Consider the following 18894-nt stretch of genomic DNA (forward strand, 5'->3'; position numbering starts at 1 on the left):
AACTGACTTAGGTATTCCTCCTCTTGTTCCCGCTGCTCAATGTATTCATCAAGCAAAGCGAGCTGCAAAACACGAATGACTTGTGGGCGCTTATATTCAATAGCCATTTCAAGCGCTGTTTTTTCTTGATAGCTAATGGGAGAAAAGAAGCTCATGAAGCCCTCTTCGGTTTTTTCAATCGTGGCGTTAAGATGAATATCAGCACCTGCGTGGATTAAATTGACTGCTAGTTGCTCCTGGCCTTTTTCGATGGCTAAATGCAAGTAGGTGTAATTGCATAAAACATAGCGACCATCATAGGATCGATGCTTTTCTTTTCTACTCATTATCGCATTCAATGAACATTTTTCTGCGCGCATTTTTTCAAAGAGTTGCTGTGCGAAAGCGTTAAGATTATATTCGATAGTAAAATGAAGCGGCGTAATGTCTTTAAACTCGTAATAATCCTCTGGCAACACTAGCGGTTCCCCCCCTAAACTAATCAACCAGGAAATGGTGCTGTCTAGTTGATTGTTTTTTTCTTCCCAATCGCGCAGATATGCTGCCCAAAGGGCTGCCCTTAATAAGCCAATCGGGGGAGGGTAGATGGCGTGCAATTTTTGTAGCGTCTTAAGGGCAAGGTTCTCGCAGCCGATATTGCCATCATCTAAAGCTCTAGCATTTGCCTTTCGCATTACCGCAAAATAGGTCTCACTTAAGAGATCGCTTAGCATTTCCTGTTCTATTTGGTATTTGCAAGTTCTTGAAACGAGTTGTTGCGCCACATCGGGGAGTATTTGAAGGCTTATAGCCAAGTGTGTAGGATTATCGGCGCCATTAACTGAAATGAGATCCTTTAAGATATCACGCAGTATTAGCGGGGAGAAGTCATAATCGGAAAGAAGAGCACGCAACCATGCGAGAGTTTCCGCGTGAGTTTCAATAGAGCAGTATTGGGTGCCTACTAATAAAGCATCCAACATTATAGTGTAGTAAACAGTTCCCTTATAATGGCGTAATATCTCCTTAGCCAGGTTAATACGATTAAGCTTTAGTGCATAATAAATGGATGTTTCTAACTCTTTGGTAGGTAATTTGGGTAAAATTAATAAGGCTTCGGAGCGAAAATCACATTTTATCAAAGAATAAAAGCATTGTTTTAAATCCTTCAATAGCCCATACTTTAAGCACAAGGCCAGCATGGGCTCTCGATTACCCTGATAGTCTTGAGATTTAATCCATGCATCATCCTTTACAGACTCATGCCAAGCCTCGTCGAAAAAATGGCCCTTTAGATGTTGCGCATAACCTACCTCTTCCAACAAGAATACTGCTGCATACTTAAGGCGTCCCTTAATCGCTGTTTGCAAACGCCACCATTGGGGCTGTAAGAGTCCTTCTGTTGTTTGGGTATAAAAAATGTTTCTACCCAAACGCTTCAACAAATAAGGTAGGATAGTTTTATTGTGCTCTCTGTTACAGCAGACGCAATTGATTACATCCTCATAAGAGCGCTCTTGAGTGATATAAAGTGTTGCCCCTTCGTCAAGCAACCATTGGAAAAAATTGAGGTCACCATAAAAAGCAGCGATGTTTAAAATAGTATCAAACGTAGTTACGCCAGGTAAATCTTCCCGAATTTGGACTGTTAAATAATGCTTATCGCGTCGAATGTAGCGCTTCAATCCCTCGATTACTTCATCAGGAATAGGGCTTTGTTTAGCTTCGGCGAGAAGCTCTAAAAAACTCATCTCACTGTAAGCTTTTTTTTTAGGAGGCTGAGCTTGTTTTTTAGAAGTTGAGCTAAATCCGTAGGAATAAAAATTAGAGTAAGTGGAATGGGTTTTAGAGTTTAAAAGACCATATTGTTTGTAAAACTCATTTCCCTGCAGAGCGAGAAAAGCACTTGTCTTTTCAGCTTCTGGTATTATATCGTATTTTAAATAATCATAAGCAGCAGTTACGATTTTAAAAGCGCTTTCCGCTGATTTTAATTCTACATTTTTATCCGGATGAAAATGAAGTGCTAACTGACGGTAGGCCTTTTTAAGTGCTTCTTCGGTATAAGGAGAGGTTAAAGAGAATAGCTTCTTGGGAGTTATCTTCTTTTCCTGCCATTTGATAACCACTTCGCACTGTGCTTCAAGCGTTAAGCTATACAGAGGATTTTCTCTATCCTGTAAAGGTAAAGGCACAACTCATCTCCTTGTCACCGCGAAGTGCAGCAAATTTTACTGAAATGATGTCTTAATGTCAATAATTAGCAAAGATTGTAACTAAATTGCAAATTATTGCTTTTAACAGAGAAGGTTAAAAATAAAGGAGCCCATTTTTCTACATTGGGATGGAAAAACATTGATTCATGTGTCCCAGGTACCAGATGGACTTTTATTTTTCCTTGTACTTATCCTTGCCATCCGCCCACCTTAATTTTAGACATAAAAAAACCGCTCGATTTGAGCTTATTGACCTAAGTCAATAGAGGCTTGGCGGGTGTGTTAAGCTGATTATAGCTAAATACCGGTTATGATGGGAAATAAAATAATTGTGACAAAAGAAGCGTGTTCTCTATATAAGCCAGAGCTCCACTATATTCCATCACCAAACTTATATTTATTAGTGATTTCTTTGAGTTGTTCAGTATGTGATTCAAAGATGGTAAACCTATCCTTCTGAGATACTCGTTTTTTTATTATCGGTATTGGTTTCATCAATTTCGATAAGGTTTTGGATTCTGGATTAGAGTTACTTTTTTTCGACCGAAGGTTTTGCTTCTAGGTGGCGATTTTTAAGTGCTTAGAGTGCGTAGCTGGCAAAGGAATACCAGGGAAGAAGATAAGCCGTAAGCGTTTAACCAACCGCCTTCTTGTAAGGAAAAATTAGCTTAGGTATATTTCGCATACTGATTAATTGGTCTGGATTCACATTAAATGGCAGGAGCAAATCGAGTTGTTCGATGGTGTGGGCATTATGAATATTGGAAAGAACGTATTTGAACCAAGCAAAAGGGTCAACCTGATGTTGTTTACAAGTTTCGATAAGGGAAAAGAGGATGCTATCAGCGTTAGCGCCGATGTCATTCCCATGAAAGAGCCAGTTTTTGCGGGCCAATAACAAAGGGTTTAATAGAGCGCTCAGTACGATTGTTATGTGCGCCCTGCTAAGGGCAATATGTTCAGTGGGTTCAAATCCCACACGGTTACTATTACTCCAGCCGGAAGTACTTTGGAGTAGCTCAGGAGGCAACGAATGGGTTAAAGCATCTGAAGAAAAAGGCTCTTTAGGAGGTCAACGACTGTGCGGGCCATAGCGCGCAGCGAACACTGAGCAGGCCTCGAAAATGCCTTCTGGTAAACGACCCGCCATAATAACGGGGAAGTTCGATGCTGATTGGGGATTGAGTATTAAGTGAACCCATTAGTACCAGCGAGGTAGTGGTGATAGCGCGTACAGGAGAGGACATATAGTCAACAGGGGAAGTCTATAGGGTGAATAATTGGCACTTATTAAACAATCGTTCCGTGAGGAACTGAGATTGAACCTTATAGATGGCGGATGGGCTGGTAGTACCGAGGAGAGCTGGTAATGCAGATGGAGGGAAGCGGCCCTGATTTAAAGGGAATGTAATAAGTAGAGAGAGCAAGGTGATTGACGGAAGTCTAGGAACACTGAGTAATATCGTTCAGAAACTACAGAGTGCATTACACGCAAAAGCTAAGGCTGAACCAAACTACCGATTTTACACACTCTGGGACAAGATATACCGCGAAGATATTCTGACAATTGCCTACTTAAAATGCCGCAGGAATGCTGGTAGTCATAGCATAGACGAAGAGACCTTTTCGGCAATTGACCAGGCGGGAGTGAAAGAATGGATTGGGAAGCTACAGGAGGAGCTTAGGATAAAAACATATGAACCACAGCCCCTTTGACGAGTTTGGATCCCAAAAGCAAATAGGAAATCGATGCGTCCCCTTAGCATTACTTGTATAAAAGATTGAGTAGTTCAACAAGCAATGCTTATCCTGCTAAATCCCATATTTGAAGCAGATTTATTGCCAGAACAATATGGTTTCAGGGCAAGAGTAGATGCAAAGATGGCCATAAGACGGGTGTATTTCCATATAACCGACTTTAAGCGGACAAAAAATGGTCATATTTACGATGTGGATTTTAGAGAGGAGTATCAAGATGCCTAATCAAAATTCTATCAGTGCCAATTTCCACGATCTGGATGAGAGAAAATAGGCTGAATCATACTTCAAAGGATAATTTCCCAAAACCACATTCTCATTTTTCGACTACGACTTTAATAAAATTTATTTTTAATTATGACAAGGAGTGTTTATGCGAAAAAATCACCGGCTTTATTTAGAGTTTTTTGATCATGGTTCCGACGAGGACTATTCTTCCGAGGAGCTCAAAAGAATCGAGGAAAGGAAGCAGCAAATTTATCGGCTTCTAAGCGATCGCTCTCTCTTTCCTCAGACAGCTTCTGCGCGCGTCAAATTTGCAATGGGTGTTGCCAACTTACTGCTTGGATACTTCGGCCTCCCTTCGAAAACATACCCAATTCAAGTGAATACCAAGGGGCCGGCTGGTTTTGCCAGATATTTATGGACTGCATTAATGGTATTTGGAAAACACCATCCGGATGGGGCATTTGGCCATGAGGCAATAGTGATCAGCGGAAGCTCAGAACGCTATCCTGAGGAAGAATTAGGGGGATTTTGGTCAACTTTTTCCGCAAAATCACTCTATGAAACGGTATTTAAACATTATCTCACTCAAGAGATGCTCGTCCTGACGGAAAATCCTGAGTTATTTGAAGGCGTTTCCAGCGAGCAATATAAAACAGTGGATGAACAAATAACAGCTGGCAAAGAAAAAATAGCCAAAGAGTTGGATAAAGAAAAGGAAAAACAGCAGCACATTGAAACACTCCTCAATAACCCTCTGCTTTTCCCCAAAACACCTTCTGCGCGTGTCAAATTTGCAATGGCTATCGCCAATCTTTACCTTGTAAATAAGGAGCCTCCCTCAGAAGAACACCCCATTGTTATAGAAATTAGAAATACAGGGGAAACATCAAAAATTGTAAGGTATTTATGGACTGCGTTCATGGTGTTTGGAAAAAACCATCCCCATGCCCCCTTTAATCATAAAGCAATCGTCGTACATGACTGTACGTTCTCAGAAGATAAAGAGCTTGGTGGGTTTTGGTCAACCTTTTCGAAAGTGTCGCTTTACGAAACAGAGTTTAAGCACCACCTCCACCCAAGCATGCTAGTACTCAGTGAAAACCCCGAATTATTTGAAGGCATTTCCAATGAAGTGTATAGAACCATCGCTGAACAAATTAGGGCAAAAGAGGAAGGCCCGTTTAAAAGTCTAGCCCAAATGCAAGCAGAGGCAAGCACCCATGAAGTGCCGCAAAATAAGGGGCTAACTCAAGCGTCGAAAATGCAAAAAGCCCTTTGTGATAAACCATCCAGTGCCAAGACGAGTTCATCAACACCATCTATCCCATCAAGTGCATCGGATAAAGAAACCGAGCAAAGCGCTTTAGAGTTAGCCCAATTAACCGAAGAAAATAAGCCAGGCGATTTTAAACAGGTATTTTCCTCTTATCTTCATGCAGCACGCTCTGGGCATAGCGAAGCCTTGGTGTCACTGGAAAGGCTTGCCCAAGAAGCGAACAAAGACCAGCAATTAGCTCTTAGCCAATTATATGGCTCTTTTTTTCACAACGATGAAAAGGCGGCCTACTGGCGCCAAAAAGCGACCGAAATCGCACAACCTTCATTCGATATTCAATTTAATTAAGCAGGAATAATGAGATGAGAGATTTATATGAAGTTCTTGGTGTTCCCAAGGAAGCCACCCCGAATGAAATAAAAAATGCCTATCGAAAACTCTCTTTACAGGCGCATCCTGATAGAGGGGGAAGTACTGAACGCATGCAACACCTAAATGCTGCCTATGAAGTACTCTCTGATCCAACTAAAAGACGGCATTTTGATGCAAGTTTGGATGCAGCAAGAGAAGCAGACGTGGATGAGGAGTCCGCTGTCGATATTGTGGGGCATTTAAGGGAAGGCAAAACAATCCCCTATTCCTTTTCATTTAGGGCAGCGCACACAGAATTCCTCAAACAATGCCAGCATACCCCTTTATCGCCCCGAGAAAAAGAAAAGAAACCTTTTAGCTCAACTCATTATTCGTTTTCAGGCATGAACTATGCCCATATTTTTGATTTGCTGCACGCAAAAAGGGATTATTCCCAACTTGAAGCGGCAACCGTTCCAAAGGAAGCCTTAACGGTACAACTGGCCGTAAAAATACTCATGGATTTTTTATCAGGGCGCTATTATGGCCCTGCTTTAACAAAGCTTATTGATTATTTATCGCAACAGGTACCCAAAACGGGCCAGCAGGTTTCAATAGACACTTTTTATCAAGGTGTTTTTGAAATCATTGCTTTGGCAGAAAAGCCTGCTAAAGAACACCAGTCCCTGATTTCAGCCATGCAAAAACTCTCTGATTTTGCTAAACGAGCACCGGATGGGCTCCTGCCAATCCTAATCCCGCTTTTTTATGATAGCCATTTCAGAAACTTATTTGCCTATACCCTGACGTTATCGTGGCATTCTGATGAGGGCAAGCTAGAGCCTGGTCTGTTCCAACAATTTGACGGGTATGAAGAAACAAAAAACCTTCTTCTGGTGTTAAAAGAGCGCCTATCAACTAGCAGTGAAATAAAGGAATTAACGGAATTAATCCGTTATGTCAAATTGCTTTTCTTGTTTGAAAAAGACAAGCACCGGAGGGAAGCTGAGGAAAAAGAGGCAGACGCTTACCGAGAAAGTGCTTTTCACTGTCTTGATTGGATCCCTGCGTTACTTGATAAATGTAACCGGGAAGTGCTTGCCAATGTTTTTTTGCAAGTGGGTTTCCAATTGCAACGGGCAGCCAGTGTTTCAGAGTCCCCTACCGAGCAAATGGCTGATGAGCAACTCGCTTTAAAACTCTATTTAACCGCAGTAGGCATTGCGCCCCATTGCACGCCCAATGTGGAAATTTATATCAATACTGCAGTTATAAAAGGCCTGTCATCGTTCACTTATCAAAACAAAGTCTTGCAAGAGATTCTTCCTGTCTTGAAGGAAAGAACCTTAAACCTTGTGGACGTTTTTCCTTTTCTTGAGAGTCCAAAATCAAATATCACGCTGGTAAAAGAAGAACATAAAACCCTACACTTGATGCGCCGCCTGCTTAAAACCATGGTTGCCATTTACGACCATAATAAATCCCATGCACCAGCCATTCCTCTCGGCCATGATTCGGTCACCATTTTGTATCAAGCGTATGAAGCGTGTTTAAAAAACTGGTACCAGGAGGAATATGATCCGGTTTTGGAAAACCAGTTTCGGGTCGAATTGATGGAAGAATTATTGTTCGATAATGGCTGGACTTTTTTAGACGTCGAACAACGGCTGACTTCACCCTGGATTATGGTCGATAGAAACAAGGACGGCTGGCTCAATCCAACACGCACCTTGCCGTTTCCTAAGGATGAGGAAGTGACCATTTATCGGGCCATTAATGGGGCAAAAATCAATTATAAGACCGGTGAGATTGAGTTTTATTTAACGCCCTGGAGTCAAGACAGGCCTAGTTATGAGCGATTATTTACCTTATATGACTTTCAGGAGATGCTGGAAAAAAACCTGCAAGGGGCTATTTTTAGCCTCGACCCGGCGGATGCCAATAAACCTTATCATCCGTTTAACAAAATGCGCTATGCACCAAACCAACTTTTAGAAACTGAATTATTCAATACCATGTTGATGACGGATTATATCCTTAAATTCCTGACAACAGACCAGGAAGTCCAAGGTTATTATCCCTTTGCCCAACGGCCAGTTGACGACATGATTCAGCATTTGCCTGGGTATTTGCGCAAAATAATCAAAGATTTTCAAAGTACGCAGCATTCAGGCCAGCTCCATCGTTTTTGGATTGAGGCAGAAGAGTTGAATCTCTTTGTTGATGAGCAAGGTCAGGATGAAAATAAAACCACTCGAATTGGCGTTGATACGGTTAAGATGGTGGTTAAAAAGCACCGTATGGAAAGGGACATTAATGGTGAACTTCATGATGTTTTGGATGATGAAGAAGGATGGCCCATTTATGTGCTAACTCCTCAACAATTTCAGGAGCTATCACAAGGGAAACGAACCATTATAGGCCATGCCATGATTTTTATTCATGCAGAGGCCAAGTTGTATTATTGGGAAAACCAGGAGGTTGTAAAATCGTTTTTCCCAACACGAGAATATCGCGATACTTTAATCCGGCTATATACCCAACCACGAGATGGGGATGGAAAGGTCATTGCCAATAGCAGCAATATGCCCTTGATTTACAAAGTGACTACGGAAATGGCCCAGCATGCGGGCATGCCTAATCGTTACTCACCCGAATTTATCTTTGCCCATAAATTTACAACCCATTACGATGAGTTTGCCCAATACTTACCTGAATTTGGCCGCTTAAGGGAGCTGAGCAGGATATCTGCCTTGATTCGTTATTTAAGTGGTATCCGCCAAGCGAATAAAGAATCAATCCAAGCTTTAAATGCCTTGCTTGGGATCTCTTTTGCATACAATTATTTTACATTACATGCCTATAAGGTGTATCAGCAAGAGCAGGACAGAGTGCTTCAACACACGATGTCTACCTTTAAAAAATGGCGTGAACAAATTCCTAAAGCAGTCTTAAGTACCATGAGTCAAGAGGACAAGTGGAAGCTTACTGATAAGATGTCTTCCCACTTTCCACATAGCCCTTATGCTGATATCGAGATGGCTTTTGAGCATGGGGATGATAAGGCTGTTGACCGTATAGCTGCTGAAGAATCCAAGCATCTTTTTCATGAGCAAAGGGAAAAGGATTTAAAGCTAGCTTGGGGTTTTTTTAACGCCCATTTCAGCGATGAAGAAGAACAAAACAAAGAGGTGACTAAAGAGTGTTTATGGGTTCCTGCGAGTGTCCGCCATGAAGTGCATAAAGAGGACTCTAGAGGGACCAACCGTTATTCATTTTTTGTTTATGGTGGGGTCAATGTCCAACCTCGGATTAATGTGGTCCAGGGCGGCAATAGGCCGCTCGGTGGTAATCCAGTTAATGGGGGTTCTTTTAACCGTAATGCGGTTACAAAAGGGTTTCAAGACCATCATATTGCTAGTAATACCAATAGCCATACAAAAAACCATCAAGCTTTTGCTTTAGCAGGCATCAATATTAATTCGCGCGCTAATAAGATATACTTACCTACCGATCCTTCTCTGCATAAAACGCGCTCCATTCACCAGGGCCGGCATACTAATAGCTACAGTGTAAAAGTGGCTCGACGCTTGGATACAGTGGTAGAGCAAGGGAGAGCTCAAGGGTGGACCCAACAGCAATATCGGGCAGAAACAAGAAAAGTGTTATCTGCATTACGCCAGGAATTACGAGCAGGTAATATTGGCTTGAACAAGAATCTTAGACCCGAGGCCACCAAGTGGTAGGAGGAATAAAACATGATTTATTTATGGAATCCTTCCGATAATATTTTAAACAAAGAAATTGGAGAATATGATACGGACTGTTCGCCCGATCGCTTTTTATTAAAAGCAGGTCGTAAGCTCGAGCCAGAGGAGTTTAGCGCTGTGCCGGTAGTAAATTTTGAAATTCCTAAAGCACGGGCATTAAAGTTTGATTGCTTAGATAACAATGCGATGGTTCCGCTAATTAACGAGAGAGTTCAAGACATCTTGGAAGAAATCGCTCCTAATGAAGTGCAATTTTTTCCAGCAAGGATTATATGTGTCGATGGGGAGTTAGAAGGGTATTCTTTTTTAAATGTAACAGTCGAAATAGAGGGAATTGATAAAGAAAAAACGGTTTATGACCGCTCCGGTTATGGTTTCCATTACTTAACTTATAAGAAAGGATGCATGGGAGCGCACCCTTTAGCCCGCGACAAAGAATACCACAGTAATTTATTAGTCAGTGAAAAATTAAAAATTATCTTTGATAAAGAAAAAATAAAGGGGGTTTGGCTGGTGCGTCCAGAAGAATATTACCCCTAATGCAGCTTTCGGCCGAAATCATCACTGATTGCGGATGGCATTAGTTGCCTAATTCCTCTACTTATGGTTTCAGTTAAAAAGGGGGAGATTACCTGGGGTTTGTCCCGCTATATTTATAACCATCTTTAATAGGTGCTCTGGTACTTCGGCGGCTATCATTACACGAATGCCATTTGGTAGTAAGAGTTGAAGTGAATTAACTGACAATGGAGCCTTCTCTACCTTAGGCTTAATCGAGACAAACCCAATCGGTGATGTGATCTTTAAATAAATATACCGATAGTACGAAAAAATCGATAACTTTATTCCATGGGCTTCACAATACTCAGGCTGGCTTAACCCGCTTTCTTTCCAGCTTTGTATGTGGTCATTCCAAAACGAATGCTTCTTATTAACCGTGGATACCATAAAAAAAAATTTAATAAATAGAATTGACAATTAGAACCTGGATTATTCATTTTTATTTAACCATTCCTTTACAGCAATTTGTGTCTCTGTAATGACCTGAATTGCTTGATAATATAAGGGTTTGAACAGTGTGGTTGCTCCCGTTTTACAATAGCGTTCGAGATACTGACAGGCATATTTCATACGAACTGTACTAATATATTCCGCACCACCTTTAAGTTTATGTGCTATTTTTTCTACTAAAGCAAAATCCTTTTCGGTGAAGGCTTGTTTCATTCTTTTTAATTCATTTGCCGTATCCTCTAATGACAGTTGCAGCAATTCGATATAGGTTGATTTAGATGTATAAGTTTTAAGCCCTAATTCAAAATCGAGCAAAGCAAATTGGTTAAGCTGAAATAATTCCTCGTCTGTATCAGGTAAATCACGACGAACAGTAGGCACATTGGTATCTTGTGGAACATTTTCTTCAAGAATGAAAGCCTTAATCATATCCGCTGCATGAGCGTGAGTAAGAGGTTTAGTAAGAACTGTATCCATGCCAGCTCGTATACATCGTTCTTTATTTTCTTCGCTGCCATGAGCGGTAAGAGCCACAATAGGTGTGTAATGTGATGCTAACTGGTTGCTTCGGATATGGTTTGTCACTTCATAGCCATCCATTCCTGCCCCTAATCCAATGTCCATGAAAATTAAATTGTATGTATTAGAAGAGAAGAGATTAAGTGCTTCTTGTCCATCAGAAGCAATATCAACAATACAGTCCAATGCTGACAGAATCTTTTGAGCAACAAGTTGAGCTATTTTATTATCTTCAACAATGAGAATGCGTGGTTTATTTGAACTGGAATGTTCACCTATTTTGTTTATTGGTAATTGTCGAACTGTAATAGGTTGTAAATAGGGCTGCTCTATTTCAGCTTCACCAATGGTATCTATACCATAAGCATCATCTAATAGCGGCAATTGCAGAGGAAGCAAACAAGTAAAACATGTACCCTTATTAGGTTCACTCTCTACATAAATTTCACCATCTAATTCATCAATAAATTGTTTAACAATATACAAGCCAAGTCCCGCGCCTTTATAAATACCTTGGTAAGAAGGAGTTAGTCTTTTAAATTGTAGATAGATCTCTTGCTGTTTATCTTTTGGCATACCAATGCCGGTATCTATTACTGTTGCTTTAATAATTATCTGTCTATTTTTTCGTTTAGCCATATCTACATTTACAGCCACTTTCCCCTTATCGGTAAAATTTAATGCATTCCCAATTAATTCAAGAATGATACGATGTAATCTGATTTTATCTCCTATTACATAAGAGGGGAGTTTAGGATCAATAGTAAGTGTTAATTCCAAATCTTTTTGATGTGCTTTAGCTAAGTAAAGATCAATTATTTTTTCAAAGGTTGCTTTCAAGTCAAATTTCTTTTTTAACATAGGTATTTCACCGGAACTAACACGTACGGCTTCGAGAATTTCATCCAAGAAATCCCTAAGGGCATTACTTGAGGCAAGTAAGTTTTCTGCATATTCTTTTATACGTGAATCCTGCGCTTCAGATTTAAGTAGTTCTGCGAAACCAACGATACCTGAAAGTGGTGTGCGAATGTCGTGGCGCATATTTGCAAGGAATTCAGTTTTAGCATGATTAGCAGCCTCGGCGGCGTCTCTTGCTTCACGCAATGAAATTTCTAATTTTTTTTGCTCGGTTATATCTACAGAAATACCTACAATGCCCACTATTTCATTAGCATTATTTTTTAATGGAACTTTTTTGGAAAGATAGTATTGAGTTTCACCATTAGGGTTTTGGTAAGTTTCCTCTGCCGATAAAGAGATCCCTTCTTTTAGAATTTTATTATTATTTAATATTAATGTATGCGCATTTTCTTTTGTTTGAAAACTTGAAACGGGAAAACCGATTACTTCATTGCTATTTTTTAACCCAAAATCTTTGGCTTGATTTTGGTTGCAACCTAAAAAACGATTTTCTTTGTCAAGCCAATAGATATGCTCAGGGAGATTATCTATTATATTATTAAGGGTAAGTTCAGTTTGATCAATTTTTTGAACCAAACTTCCTATGCGTTCTGCCTCGTTAGATAAATCAAACGAGATTCCAATCAAACCCATTAAATCATTGCTTTGAAAAATAGGTATCTTGTATGATTTGAAGTGAGTCAATGTGCCATTTTGCCTATACCCTGGCTCATAAAACTCTAAGGGTTTTTTTTCAGTGAGGACTTGCTTATTGTTTTTTTCAAGGATCTCGACTACAGAAGGGTGTTTTTTAAGAGTTGGAATATCATAATTAGTTTTGCCAACTATATCTCTAATATCATTAAGGCCAAAATCTTGTGCTTGCATTTCATTACATGATTGATATCGTCCATGAACATCAATCATGTAAAGATGTACAGGAAATAATGAAAAAAACTGCTCTAAATTCCAAAAGTTTTTCTTCATTTTTCGAATTATGCCAGTTCATGTTTAATCTCATTATAGCTAATGTTTTTAAATTTGATTGAAACCGCCTGCATTAGTTTGCTGTTTACTTTTGAGATGACTGCTTGATAGACATAATCTAAGGCTTTATTCCGCTGGCTTGGATAAATTTCATATTCAAACTCTTCATCTGCCAAAAGCAACATAACAGCACATTCTTCTAATAAATAATCTCTGCTTAAATTAAATGCTGTTTGGCTGTCAACTAATAATCGTTCGGGATTTCTAGTGATAAATTCATTTACAGTATCAAGTATACTACTTTTAAATGACGAATCATTTAAATACAAATCTGAGATAACCCTTTGTTTATAATTAAAATCTGGGTGATAAAGCCATTCATCCCACCTTGAGATATGATAGGGAACGGTCAAAGCTTTTATGTACATATTATTGCGCTCTATCCACTCACTACCAAGCTGAACTGATATATCGTGGAGTTCCTCTATGCTAAGAGGAGATGTTATTTTCATAGTATGTCTTTGCAAGCTGTCACAGACCATAATCCGTATAAATGAAAACTGCTTATTTGCAGCGATCAGAGTAGACAATAATTTATCGCCCTCATGATTGGGTTGACCTACACTGATAGTAATAATTGTTTTTGAACCATGAGTTAAATTATGTTTTGATTTTAAAATCGCTTTTTTAGTCAAATTATGATGCATATCTTCTTCCTTGGGTTGTGTTTACAAAGCATGAATTTTATCAAAAAACACCAAATTGAGCAAAAACCGATAAGTATAGGTGGTTTTTTAGGTGTTGTAATAGATAATGAGCATAGTCACTAACCCGCGGGGATGAGGCTTTGAATTGTTTATAAATTGTAATGAATCATGATAACATTTCTTCGTTTTTGGGTAATTAAGGCTTTTTGTTTTTGTACTAGCATAATACTAAAAGCAATGACTACAATTTCTACTGGTCGAACCACCATAATAAAATGTTTTATATGGGATGCGCAGCTGTGTACTATTTGAAATTATCACCTTTTATTATTTCTGCCTAAATTTCCAAGCTCATGTAAAACCATTTCGATGAATTAAATAAAAATATTAGTTGTGGATTGGAAAAAAATTTCCTTATTTTATTTGATAAAATTTTATTGACGGTTCCATTAATTCCTATTCGAGATTTCGGCGGAAAAGCTTCAAAGTCTCTTATTATAAAATAATATAAATTTCTGAAATCGGTCACCTCTAGGATGCTCTAACTCATTTTATCTTTTTTTTAAAAATCTCTTCACGATTTACCGAGATAGCTTGTGGCGCATCGACTCCAATGGAGATTCCACTAAATCCTTTGTTTGGATAGGCAATAATTACTATTTTTTTATTGTCTTTTTTGAGAATTAATTTTTCTTGAAAATTGATAGTGATAAGATCCATTACATCTCCTTTATTTTTCCATTAAGTAAAACGATTAATTAAAATCCCGTGCATATTACTTTAAAGAAAAAAGAAAATAAAGACTCGAAATTTGTCGCTTGTTCAATCAAATTGTAGATCACGAAGTAAGTTAGCCAAAATGAAAGATTAGAACTGAAGAGAGCTTATTTCGGTTGATTTAATCATTGATTTCAGAATTTATTTGATGACTAACTGTAACATATCGTGTGTCAGACAGCTTGTCGCAGAACGGCGAGCTATCTGATTCCAATGATTACAGGAGACATTTATATGGCCATTCCTGAAAAAATCTTGGTTAATTAGTTTAATGTAGGGCCGATATTGGAATCCTCGCGATCGTGTGCTTCGATGATTGCTTTGGCTTCTTTTAACAGATTGGTCAACTGTATGATTTGTTGCTCTGCTTTTTTTAATTGTTCATTCCTTGTTTCCAAACTTTTTCTAAGCTCAACATTATGACTTTTCATTTTATTAAACAAATCAAAAATCTTATCTGTACCCTCAGCACCTCCCCATCTTTCTTGCTTGACCTGCTTTAAGCTTATTAATTCCTCTTCAATTTTGTTAACAGCTTGAGTAAACCTCTGTTTAAGCGCCTCATACTCTTCAGTTATTTTTGTGAGCTGGTCTGTTTTTTGTTTTAGTTCAGCAGTCAATTGATTAACTGTCGGTTCTTCTAGCAAAAATTTAGAAATATTCTCATTTGCATCTTCAGCCATAACTGTCAATCCGTCCAATCTTTCGATAGCATTGGCCATTTTATTATTGTTTTCATCGAAATCCTTCATAATATTATCTGTAGCCTCCTTCACACGTTTATAGGTTGATGTAAGAGACCGTTCTCGTTGCTGCTCACGGAATCGAGTTTCTTTATCTATTAGGTCATATTTTAAATTGGTGTTCTTATGCCCTATATAGTCATTGAAAAGATAAGAAATAGTAGCATAACATACGAGGATTATTATAGGTAAAGCGATAGCCCAAACAATTGAGAACATTAAGCCTACGAAAGAAAAAACAAGAACGATACTTAAACCAATCAATCCTTTTTTCCACCATTTAAGTGCTGAGAATTTTCTCGCGGCTTTGCCAAATAGGCTTTGCTCTGAAAGTAATTGTTTTTTTGATAAATCTGAATCTGAGGGATTTTCCTCATCAAAGCTAAAATGCTCGTTCACTTGGCTGATTGTTTCTGAGGGTCGTACCGCTGAATAGGTGTCTACAATGAGAGATAATGTGGAATCCTTTCTTTGTTGAGTCATCATTGAATTCCTCTAAAAATCAAAAAATTTTCGAATAATGCTTTATTCATTATGCAATAACCCCTTTACTTGGTATTTTAAGTTTCATACTTAATGAGTTGTTTTTAGAGTCTATTGGCTAATTGCAGGTGTAAAGAGTAAAAAACAAAATAAGTGATTTGCCATTTTATGATAATTATTTAAAGTATGTTTGAAGTCTTTTTCACTATTAAAGCAGCCTGCAAGGTGCAGTAATTTTAAAATCGCAACTAAACGGTCATAGCATTCTAAAAAATAGGCAAGCAGTGGACTTAACTCATTCTCGAGAATCATTTTTTTTCGAAACTGTCCTATAAAATGGATGGGTTTATTGTGAAAAAGGGCTTTTTGCTGCAGCAGTTCCTTAAATCGTGTTGTTTCAGCAATAAAATGATCAGTGAGTTCGGTTATTTTACCTTTAAACTCCTTAAGAAGAAGAGTTGCCTGTTCATTATTCTGCTGTGAAGTATTCATTAACCGATTGATTCGATGTTGAATCGCAGGTATCAAGTATCGCTTGTCTTTTACTTTTCTAACAAAACAGTAATGAACTTCGCGAGTTATTAAAGTTAACTCAAGGTTAGCTTTCATGAAAGTCTCCAGGAGGGGTTGAGGGTAATTGATTGATGATTCTGATGGCAGTTTTGAGGTCTTTTGGGGCAAGTCCATCGTTTAATGGAAACGGAATTCTGATTTTATAAAGCTCACCACCATTGACTAAAACAAAAGCTTGTCCTTTGGGAAGGGACATGATGTCATCGACATTAACCATAGCAACAGGGGTTGTTTGTAGGCGATCTTCATTGGTAGTACTAAAATAAATCCCCTCATCACCATGTGGGGTGTCATTAACCATCGAGACTTGAGTATTTGTTATGATATCTACAGTGGGTAGAGACTTTACTAGAAGGTGAGCGGTTTCTTCATTTTTTACTCTTAGCATAATTAGGGTATTTAAATTCCCCTCTGTGACTTCCGCTTTGGCACGTGTTCCTAAAGCAACCTCTAAGTCTTGTTTGGTTTGCGCGTAGGCGGTGACCTGAAAGCCGGCACCTCCTGCTTTGTTTAAGACTTTGACGAAAGAGTCTTGGATAATTTCTGAAAGCTCATCGCAATGAAGATTAAGTCGGTAATTAGTAGGATTTTCTTTGTACAGTTTACCTGCAGTGGAGACTAGGTCGGATAAAAATGCCTTACCAACGGCTTGCGCCACGTTGCAATTAGTTAAACTATCTAAGCCTAAATAAAAAACTTTCTTTTCTTTGATGACCCGCATTAATTCAATTTCATTCGTCGTTTTAGGAAAAGAAAAAATGGATGAAGCGTTGCTTTTATTAATTTCCGATAGCACCGGTCCGATGCTTGCGGTAATTTTGTCATAATAGTGTTTATCCATGATGGCCGCATCGTATAAGTCGATGATAATTTGGTCTTGCAAACTTTCCATGCTTCCTGTGGCAATGGTTTTGTAGATGTAATCTTTCAAATAATGAATGACGGCTTTAGTTCTATCCATCGGTTCTGGCGTTTTGCCGAATTTATCAATGCGGCAATTGTTATTGGCTATGACTTGCTCAATCTTCGATTGATAATCAGGAAACCGTGAAGGCATAATGCAATCCGCATAGCTCATCAGTAACTGGTCAAGGCGAGTTATGTAGAAAGCAATGGATTTGTAGGTGATGGGCTGATTCATTTCTTCAAGACAGATTGCGACGATATTGGCGTATTTCCAAGCGAACGCAGCAAATTGCTTTCCTTCCCCAACAGCCGCAATGGCATCGGTAATACGTGTTGCAACTTCACTAATCTGGTCATAGTTTTGCAAGGGATTGTAGTGTGCCGATAGTTCAGGAAAACCCAAATGCACCACTCGAAAATCATCAAGGCGATTAGCCGCCTTACAGGCAGAATACATATCACGAACGAGTTCTAAATCACCTTTGGGGTCAACCACAATGACAGCATCCCCTGAGCGAATATCTTGATTTATGAGAATACTGGCAAGTCGTGTTTTGCCGACACGTGTTGTACCAACCACAAAGGTATGGCCTGCTCGCACTTCTTGAGGGATAAAAACAGGTTTATCTTTTCCACCTAATCCGTGTAAGTAGGGGCTACCACCAACGTGTGATGGCGGTCTAAATGGGTTGAGTTGATAAGGGGAATTCAATCGCTTAGCTAAAAAATGGTGTTCATGATGTTGGCAAAAACTTTGAATAAACGCATAAAGCCTACCTTTTTGTAAGAAGGATTCATTTTTAATTTGCTTAATTTGATGCAAGCGTTGCGTGTGGTGAGGCAGCCAGCGAAATCCCCTACCTAGGAAAAGCCATTTCGATGAAAGAGGAATTTGTGTGGTAGACAGGGCATAAAAGGGCATCGCCACTAAACGTCTGTGGTATCGTTTGACGCGTAAGCCCTGAAGTCCCCGCATAAAAGTTAAAAATAGAAGAATACTCGTTGTAAAATAAGCCATAGGTGGAGTTAATAAAAACAAGTGCGGCTTGCTCGCAGTAAGCAGGGCTAGAAGTCCACAAACGACACTGGTGTAAAACTCGGTAGGCTCGCGTAGAAGATTTTCTACGGGATAATCAGCCATTATTATTTCCAGAAATTGAGTAGTTCATGAAGCACTACGGCAACTAAAAGATAATTGCGTGCCAACAAAATTTTTTTGATTTGTTCAGGCGTGGGAATTTCGTTAACCGCTGTGATACGCCATTGAACAGTGTATGGCCATAAGTAGTACAGAACAGCATAAATATTTGCTCGAAATAGAAGCCAGAAAACCGTTTGAGACTTTAAAAAGTGTTCTAATTGCTTAAATGGCTCATTGAGATTAATGTACTGGGAGAGAAGGACGATAAGCCAAACTAGCAGAACAATTGGAATGAACGTTACAATGAAAAAGCGCAAAAATTTAATAAACATGGGTATTCTTCCGATGACTAAAAGGAAAATGGTGTGGGTAGTTACTAAAAAAAGCGTGTCTGTGTTTTGGCGATTGGTAATTGTTGTTTTGGAAGTAGTGATCGCTTTTGCTTCTGATGAGAGACCTAAAGCTCGGTTTGTGGCTATAAAAGCACGACGATTGCGTGAGAGTGGCTCTATAACAGGTGCTGAATGCGCCAAACATATTCGTGGTGATACATAATGTGTTTTTCA

14 protein-coding genes are annotated in these 18894 nt (G+C 39.0%); 4 read left to right on the forward strand and 10 right to left on the reverse strand.

Features of this window, described 5'->3' with window-relative positions; genetic code table 11:
• Positions 1–2174, reverse strand: a 2174-nt coding sequence (locus B5D33_RS16365; RefSeq protein WP_214608092.1) for a DnaJ domain-containing protein, incomplete at its 3' end; no start/stop codon positions are given.
• A gap of 655 nt (positions 2175–2829) precedes the next feature.
• Positions 2830–3174, reverse strand: coding sequence for a transposase domain-containing protein (locus B5D33_RS11930; protein ID WP_160158678.1), 345 nt, complete (start codon positions 3172–3174; stop codon positions 2830–2832).
• Positions 3175–4326: 1152 nt separating this feature from the next.
• Here B5D33_RS11930 and B5D33_RS11945 point away from each other — a divergent pair.
• From B5D33_RS11945 to B5D33_RS11955, 3 genes are read left to right on the forward strand one after another with little or no spacing between them, the layout of a single operon-like run.
• Positions 4327–5805 (forward strand): hypothetical protein, encoded by a 1479-nt coding sequence (locus B5D33_RS11945; RefSeq protein WP_058453472.1) that lies wholly within the window; start codon positions 4327–4329, stop codon positions 5803–5805.
• 14 nt (positions 5806–5819) lie between these two features.
• Positions 5820–9554, forward strand: coding sequence for a DnaJ domain-containing protein (locus tag B5D33_RS16650; protein WP_058453473.1), 3735 nt, complete (start codon positions 5820–5822; stop codon positions 9552–9554).
• Between the two features lie 12 nt (positions 9555–9566).
• Complete coding sequence (locus tag B5D33_RS11955) at positions 9567–10118, forward strand: imm11 family protein (RefSeq protein ID WP_058453474.1); 552 nt, start codon at positions 9567–9569, stop codon at positions 10116–10118.
• A gap of 69 nt (positions 10119–10187) precedes the next feature.
• On the opposite strand, the gene tnpA is transcribed toward B5D33_RS11955, so the two are convergent.
• The 8 genes from tnpA to B5D33_RS11990 form a co-directional block, all read right to left on the reverse strand.
• Positions 10188–10526 carry an IS66 family insertion sequence element accessory protein TnpA gene (gene tnpA / locus B5D33_RS17070; RefSeq protein ID WP_411550307.1) on the reverse strand — a complete coding sequence of 113 codons (339 nt, stop codon included), beginning with the start codon at positions 10524–10526 and terminating at the stop codon, positions 10188–10190.
• A gap of 42 nt (positions 10527–10568) precedes the next feature.
• Positions 10569–12998, reverse strand: a complete 2430-nt coding sequence (locus tag B5D33_RS11965) for an ATP-binding protein (RefSeq protein ID WP_115304939.1) — start codon at positions 12996–12998, stop codon at positions 10569–10571.
• Positions 12999–13006: 8 nt separating this feature from the next.
• Positions 13007–13705, reverse strand: a complete 699-nt coding sequence (locus B5D33_RS11970) for a hypothetical protein (protein ID WP_058453476.1) — start codon at positions 13703–13705, stop codon at positions 13007–13009.
• Between the two features lie 546 nt (positions 13706–14251).
• A complete protein-coding gene (locus B5D33_RS16370; protein WP_115304938.1) occupies positions 14252–14425 on the reverse strand; it encodes a carbon storage regulator in 174 nt (57 codons plus the stop codon).
• Between the two features lie 320 nt (positions 14426–14745).
• Positions 14746–15711, reverse strand: coding sequence for a coiled-coil domain-containing protein (locus B5D33_RS11975; protein ID WP_133140983.1), 966 nt, complete (start codon positions 15709–15711; stop codon positions 14746–14748).
• A gap of 108 nt (positions 15712–15819) precedes the next feature.
• Positions 15820–16317: a hypothetical protein gene (locus B5D33_RS11980; RefSeq protein ID WP_058453478.1), complete on the reverse strand. Its 498-nt coding sequence runs from the start codon at positions 16315–16317 to the stop codon at positions 15820–15822.
• Complete coding sequence (traD, locus tag B5D33_RS11985) at positions 16307–18328, reverse strand: type IV conjugative transfer system coupling protein TraD (RefSeq protein WP_058453479.1); 2022 nt, start codon at positions 18326–18328, stop codon at positions 16307–16309. The genes B5D33_RS11980 and traD overlap by 11 nt, the downstream gene beginning before the upstream one ends.
• A 2-nt stretch (positions 18329–18330) precedes the next feature.
• Entirely contained in the window at positions 18331–18660 is a 330-nt protein-coding gene (locus B5D33_RS11990) for a hypothetical protein (protein WP_058453480.1), read from the reverse strand.
• A gap of 13 nt (positions 18661–18673) precedes the next feature.
• On the opposite strand from B5D33_RS11990, the gene B5D33_RS11995 reads away from it, so the two are divergent.
• The gene (locus B5D33_RS11995; protein ID WP_065240053.1) at positions 18674–18883 is read left to right on the forward strand and encodes a hypothetical protein; all 210 of its coding nucleotides are present in this window, start codon (positions 18674–18676) and stop codon (positions 18881–18883) included.
• Positions 18884–18894: the final 11 nt, after the last annotated feature.

The organism is Legionella maceachernii, from assembly GCF_900167045.1.
Lineage (GTDB): Bacteria > Pseudomonadota > Gammaproteobacteria > Legionellales > Legionellaceae > Tatlockia > Tatlockia maceachernii.

Bases quoted from the DNA above. Each gene is read 5' to 3' on its own strand.
- B5D33_RS11945 (WP_058453472.1), top strand. From the start codon at position 4,327: ATGCGAAAAAATCACCGGCTTTATTTAGAGTTTTTTGATCATGGTTCC.
- B5D33_RS16650 (WP_058453473.1), top strand. From the start codon at position 5,820: ATGAGAGATTTATATGAAGTTCTTGGTGTTCCCAAGGAAGCCACCCCG.
- B5D33_RS11955 (WP_058453474.1), top strand. From the start codon at position 9,567: ATGATTTATTTATGGAATCCTTCCGATAATATTTTAAACAAAGAAATT.
- tnpA (WP_411550307.1), bottom strand. From the start codon at position 10,526: ATGGTATCCACGGTTAATAAGAAGCATTCGTTTTGGAATGACCACATA.
- B5D33_RS11965 (WP_115304939.1), bottom strand. From the start codon at position 12,998: ATGAAGAAAAACTTTTGGAATTTAGAGCAGTTTTTTTCATTATTTCCT.
- B5D33_RS11970 (WP_058453476.1), bottom strand. From the start codon at position 13,705: ATGCATCATAATTTGACTAAAAAAGCGATTTTAAAATCAAAACATAAT.
- B5D33_RS16370 (WP_115304938.1), bottom strand. From the start codon at position 14,425: ATGGATCTTATCACTATCAATTTTCAAGAAAAATTAATTCTCAAAAAA.
- B5D33_RS11975 (WP_133140983.1), bottom strand. From the start codon at position 15,711: ATGATGACTCAACAAAGAAAGGATTCCACATTATCTCTCATTGTAGAC.
- B5D33_RS11980 (WP_058453478.1), bottom strand. From the start codon at position 16,317: ATGAAAGCTAACCTTGAGTTAACTTTAATAACTCGCGAAGTTCATTAC.
- traD (WP_058453479.1), bottom strand. From the start codon at position 18,328: ATGGCTGATTATCCCGTAGAAAATCTTCTACGCGAGCCTACCGAGTTT.
- B5D33_RS11990 (WP_058453480.1), bottom strand. From the start codon at position 18,660: ATGTTTATTAAATTTTTGCGCTTTTTCATTGTAACGTTCATTCCAATT.
- B5D33_RS11995 (WP_065240053.1), top strand. From the start codon at position 18,674: ATGACTAAAAGGAAAATGGTGTGGGTAGTTACTAAAAAAAGCGTGTCT.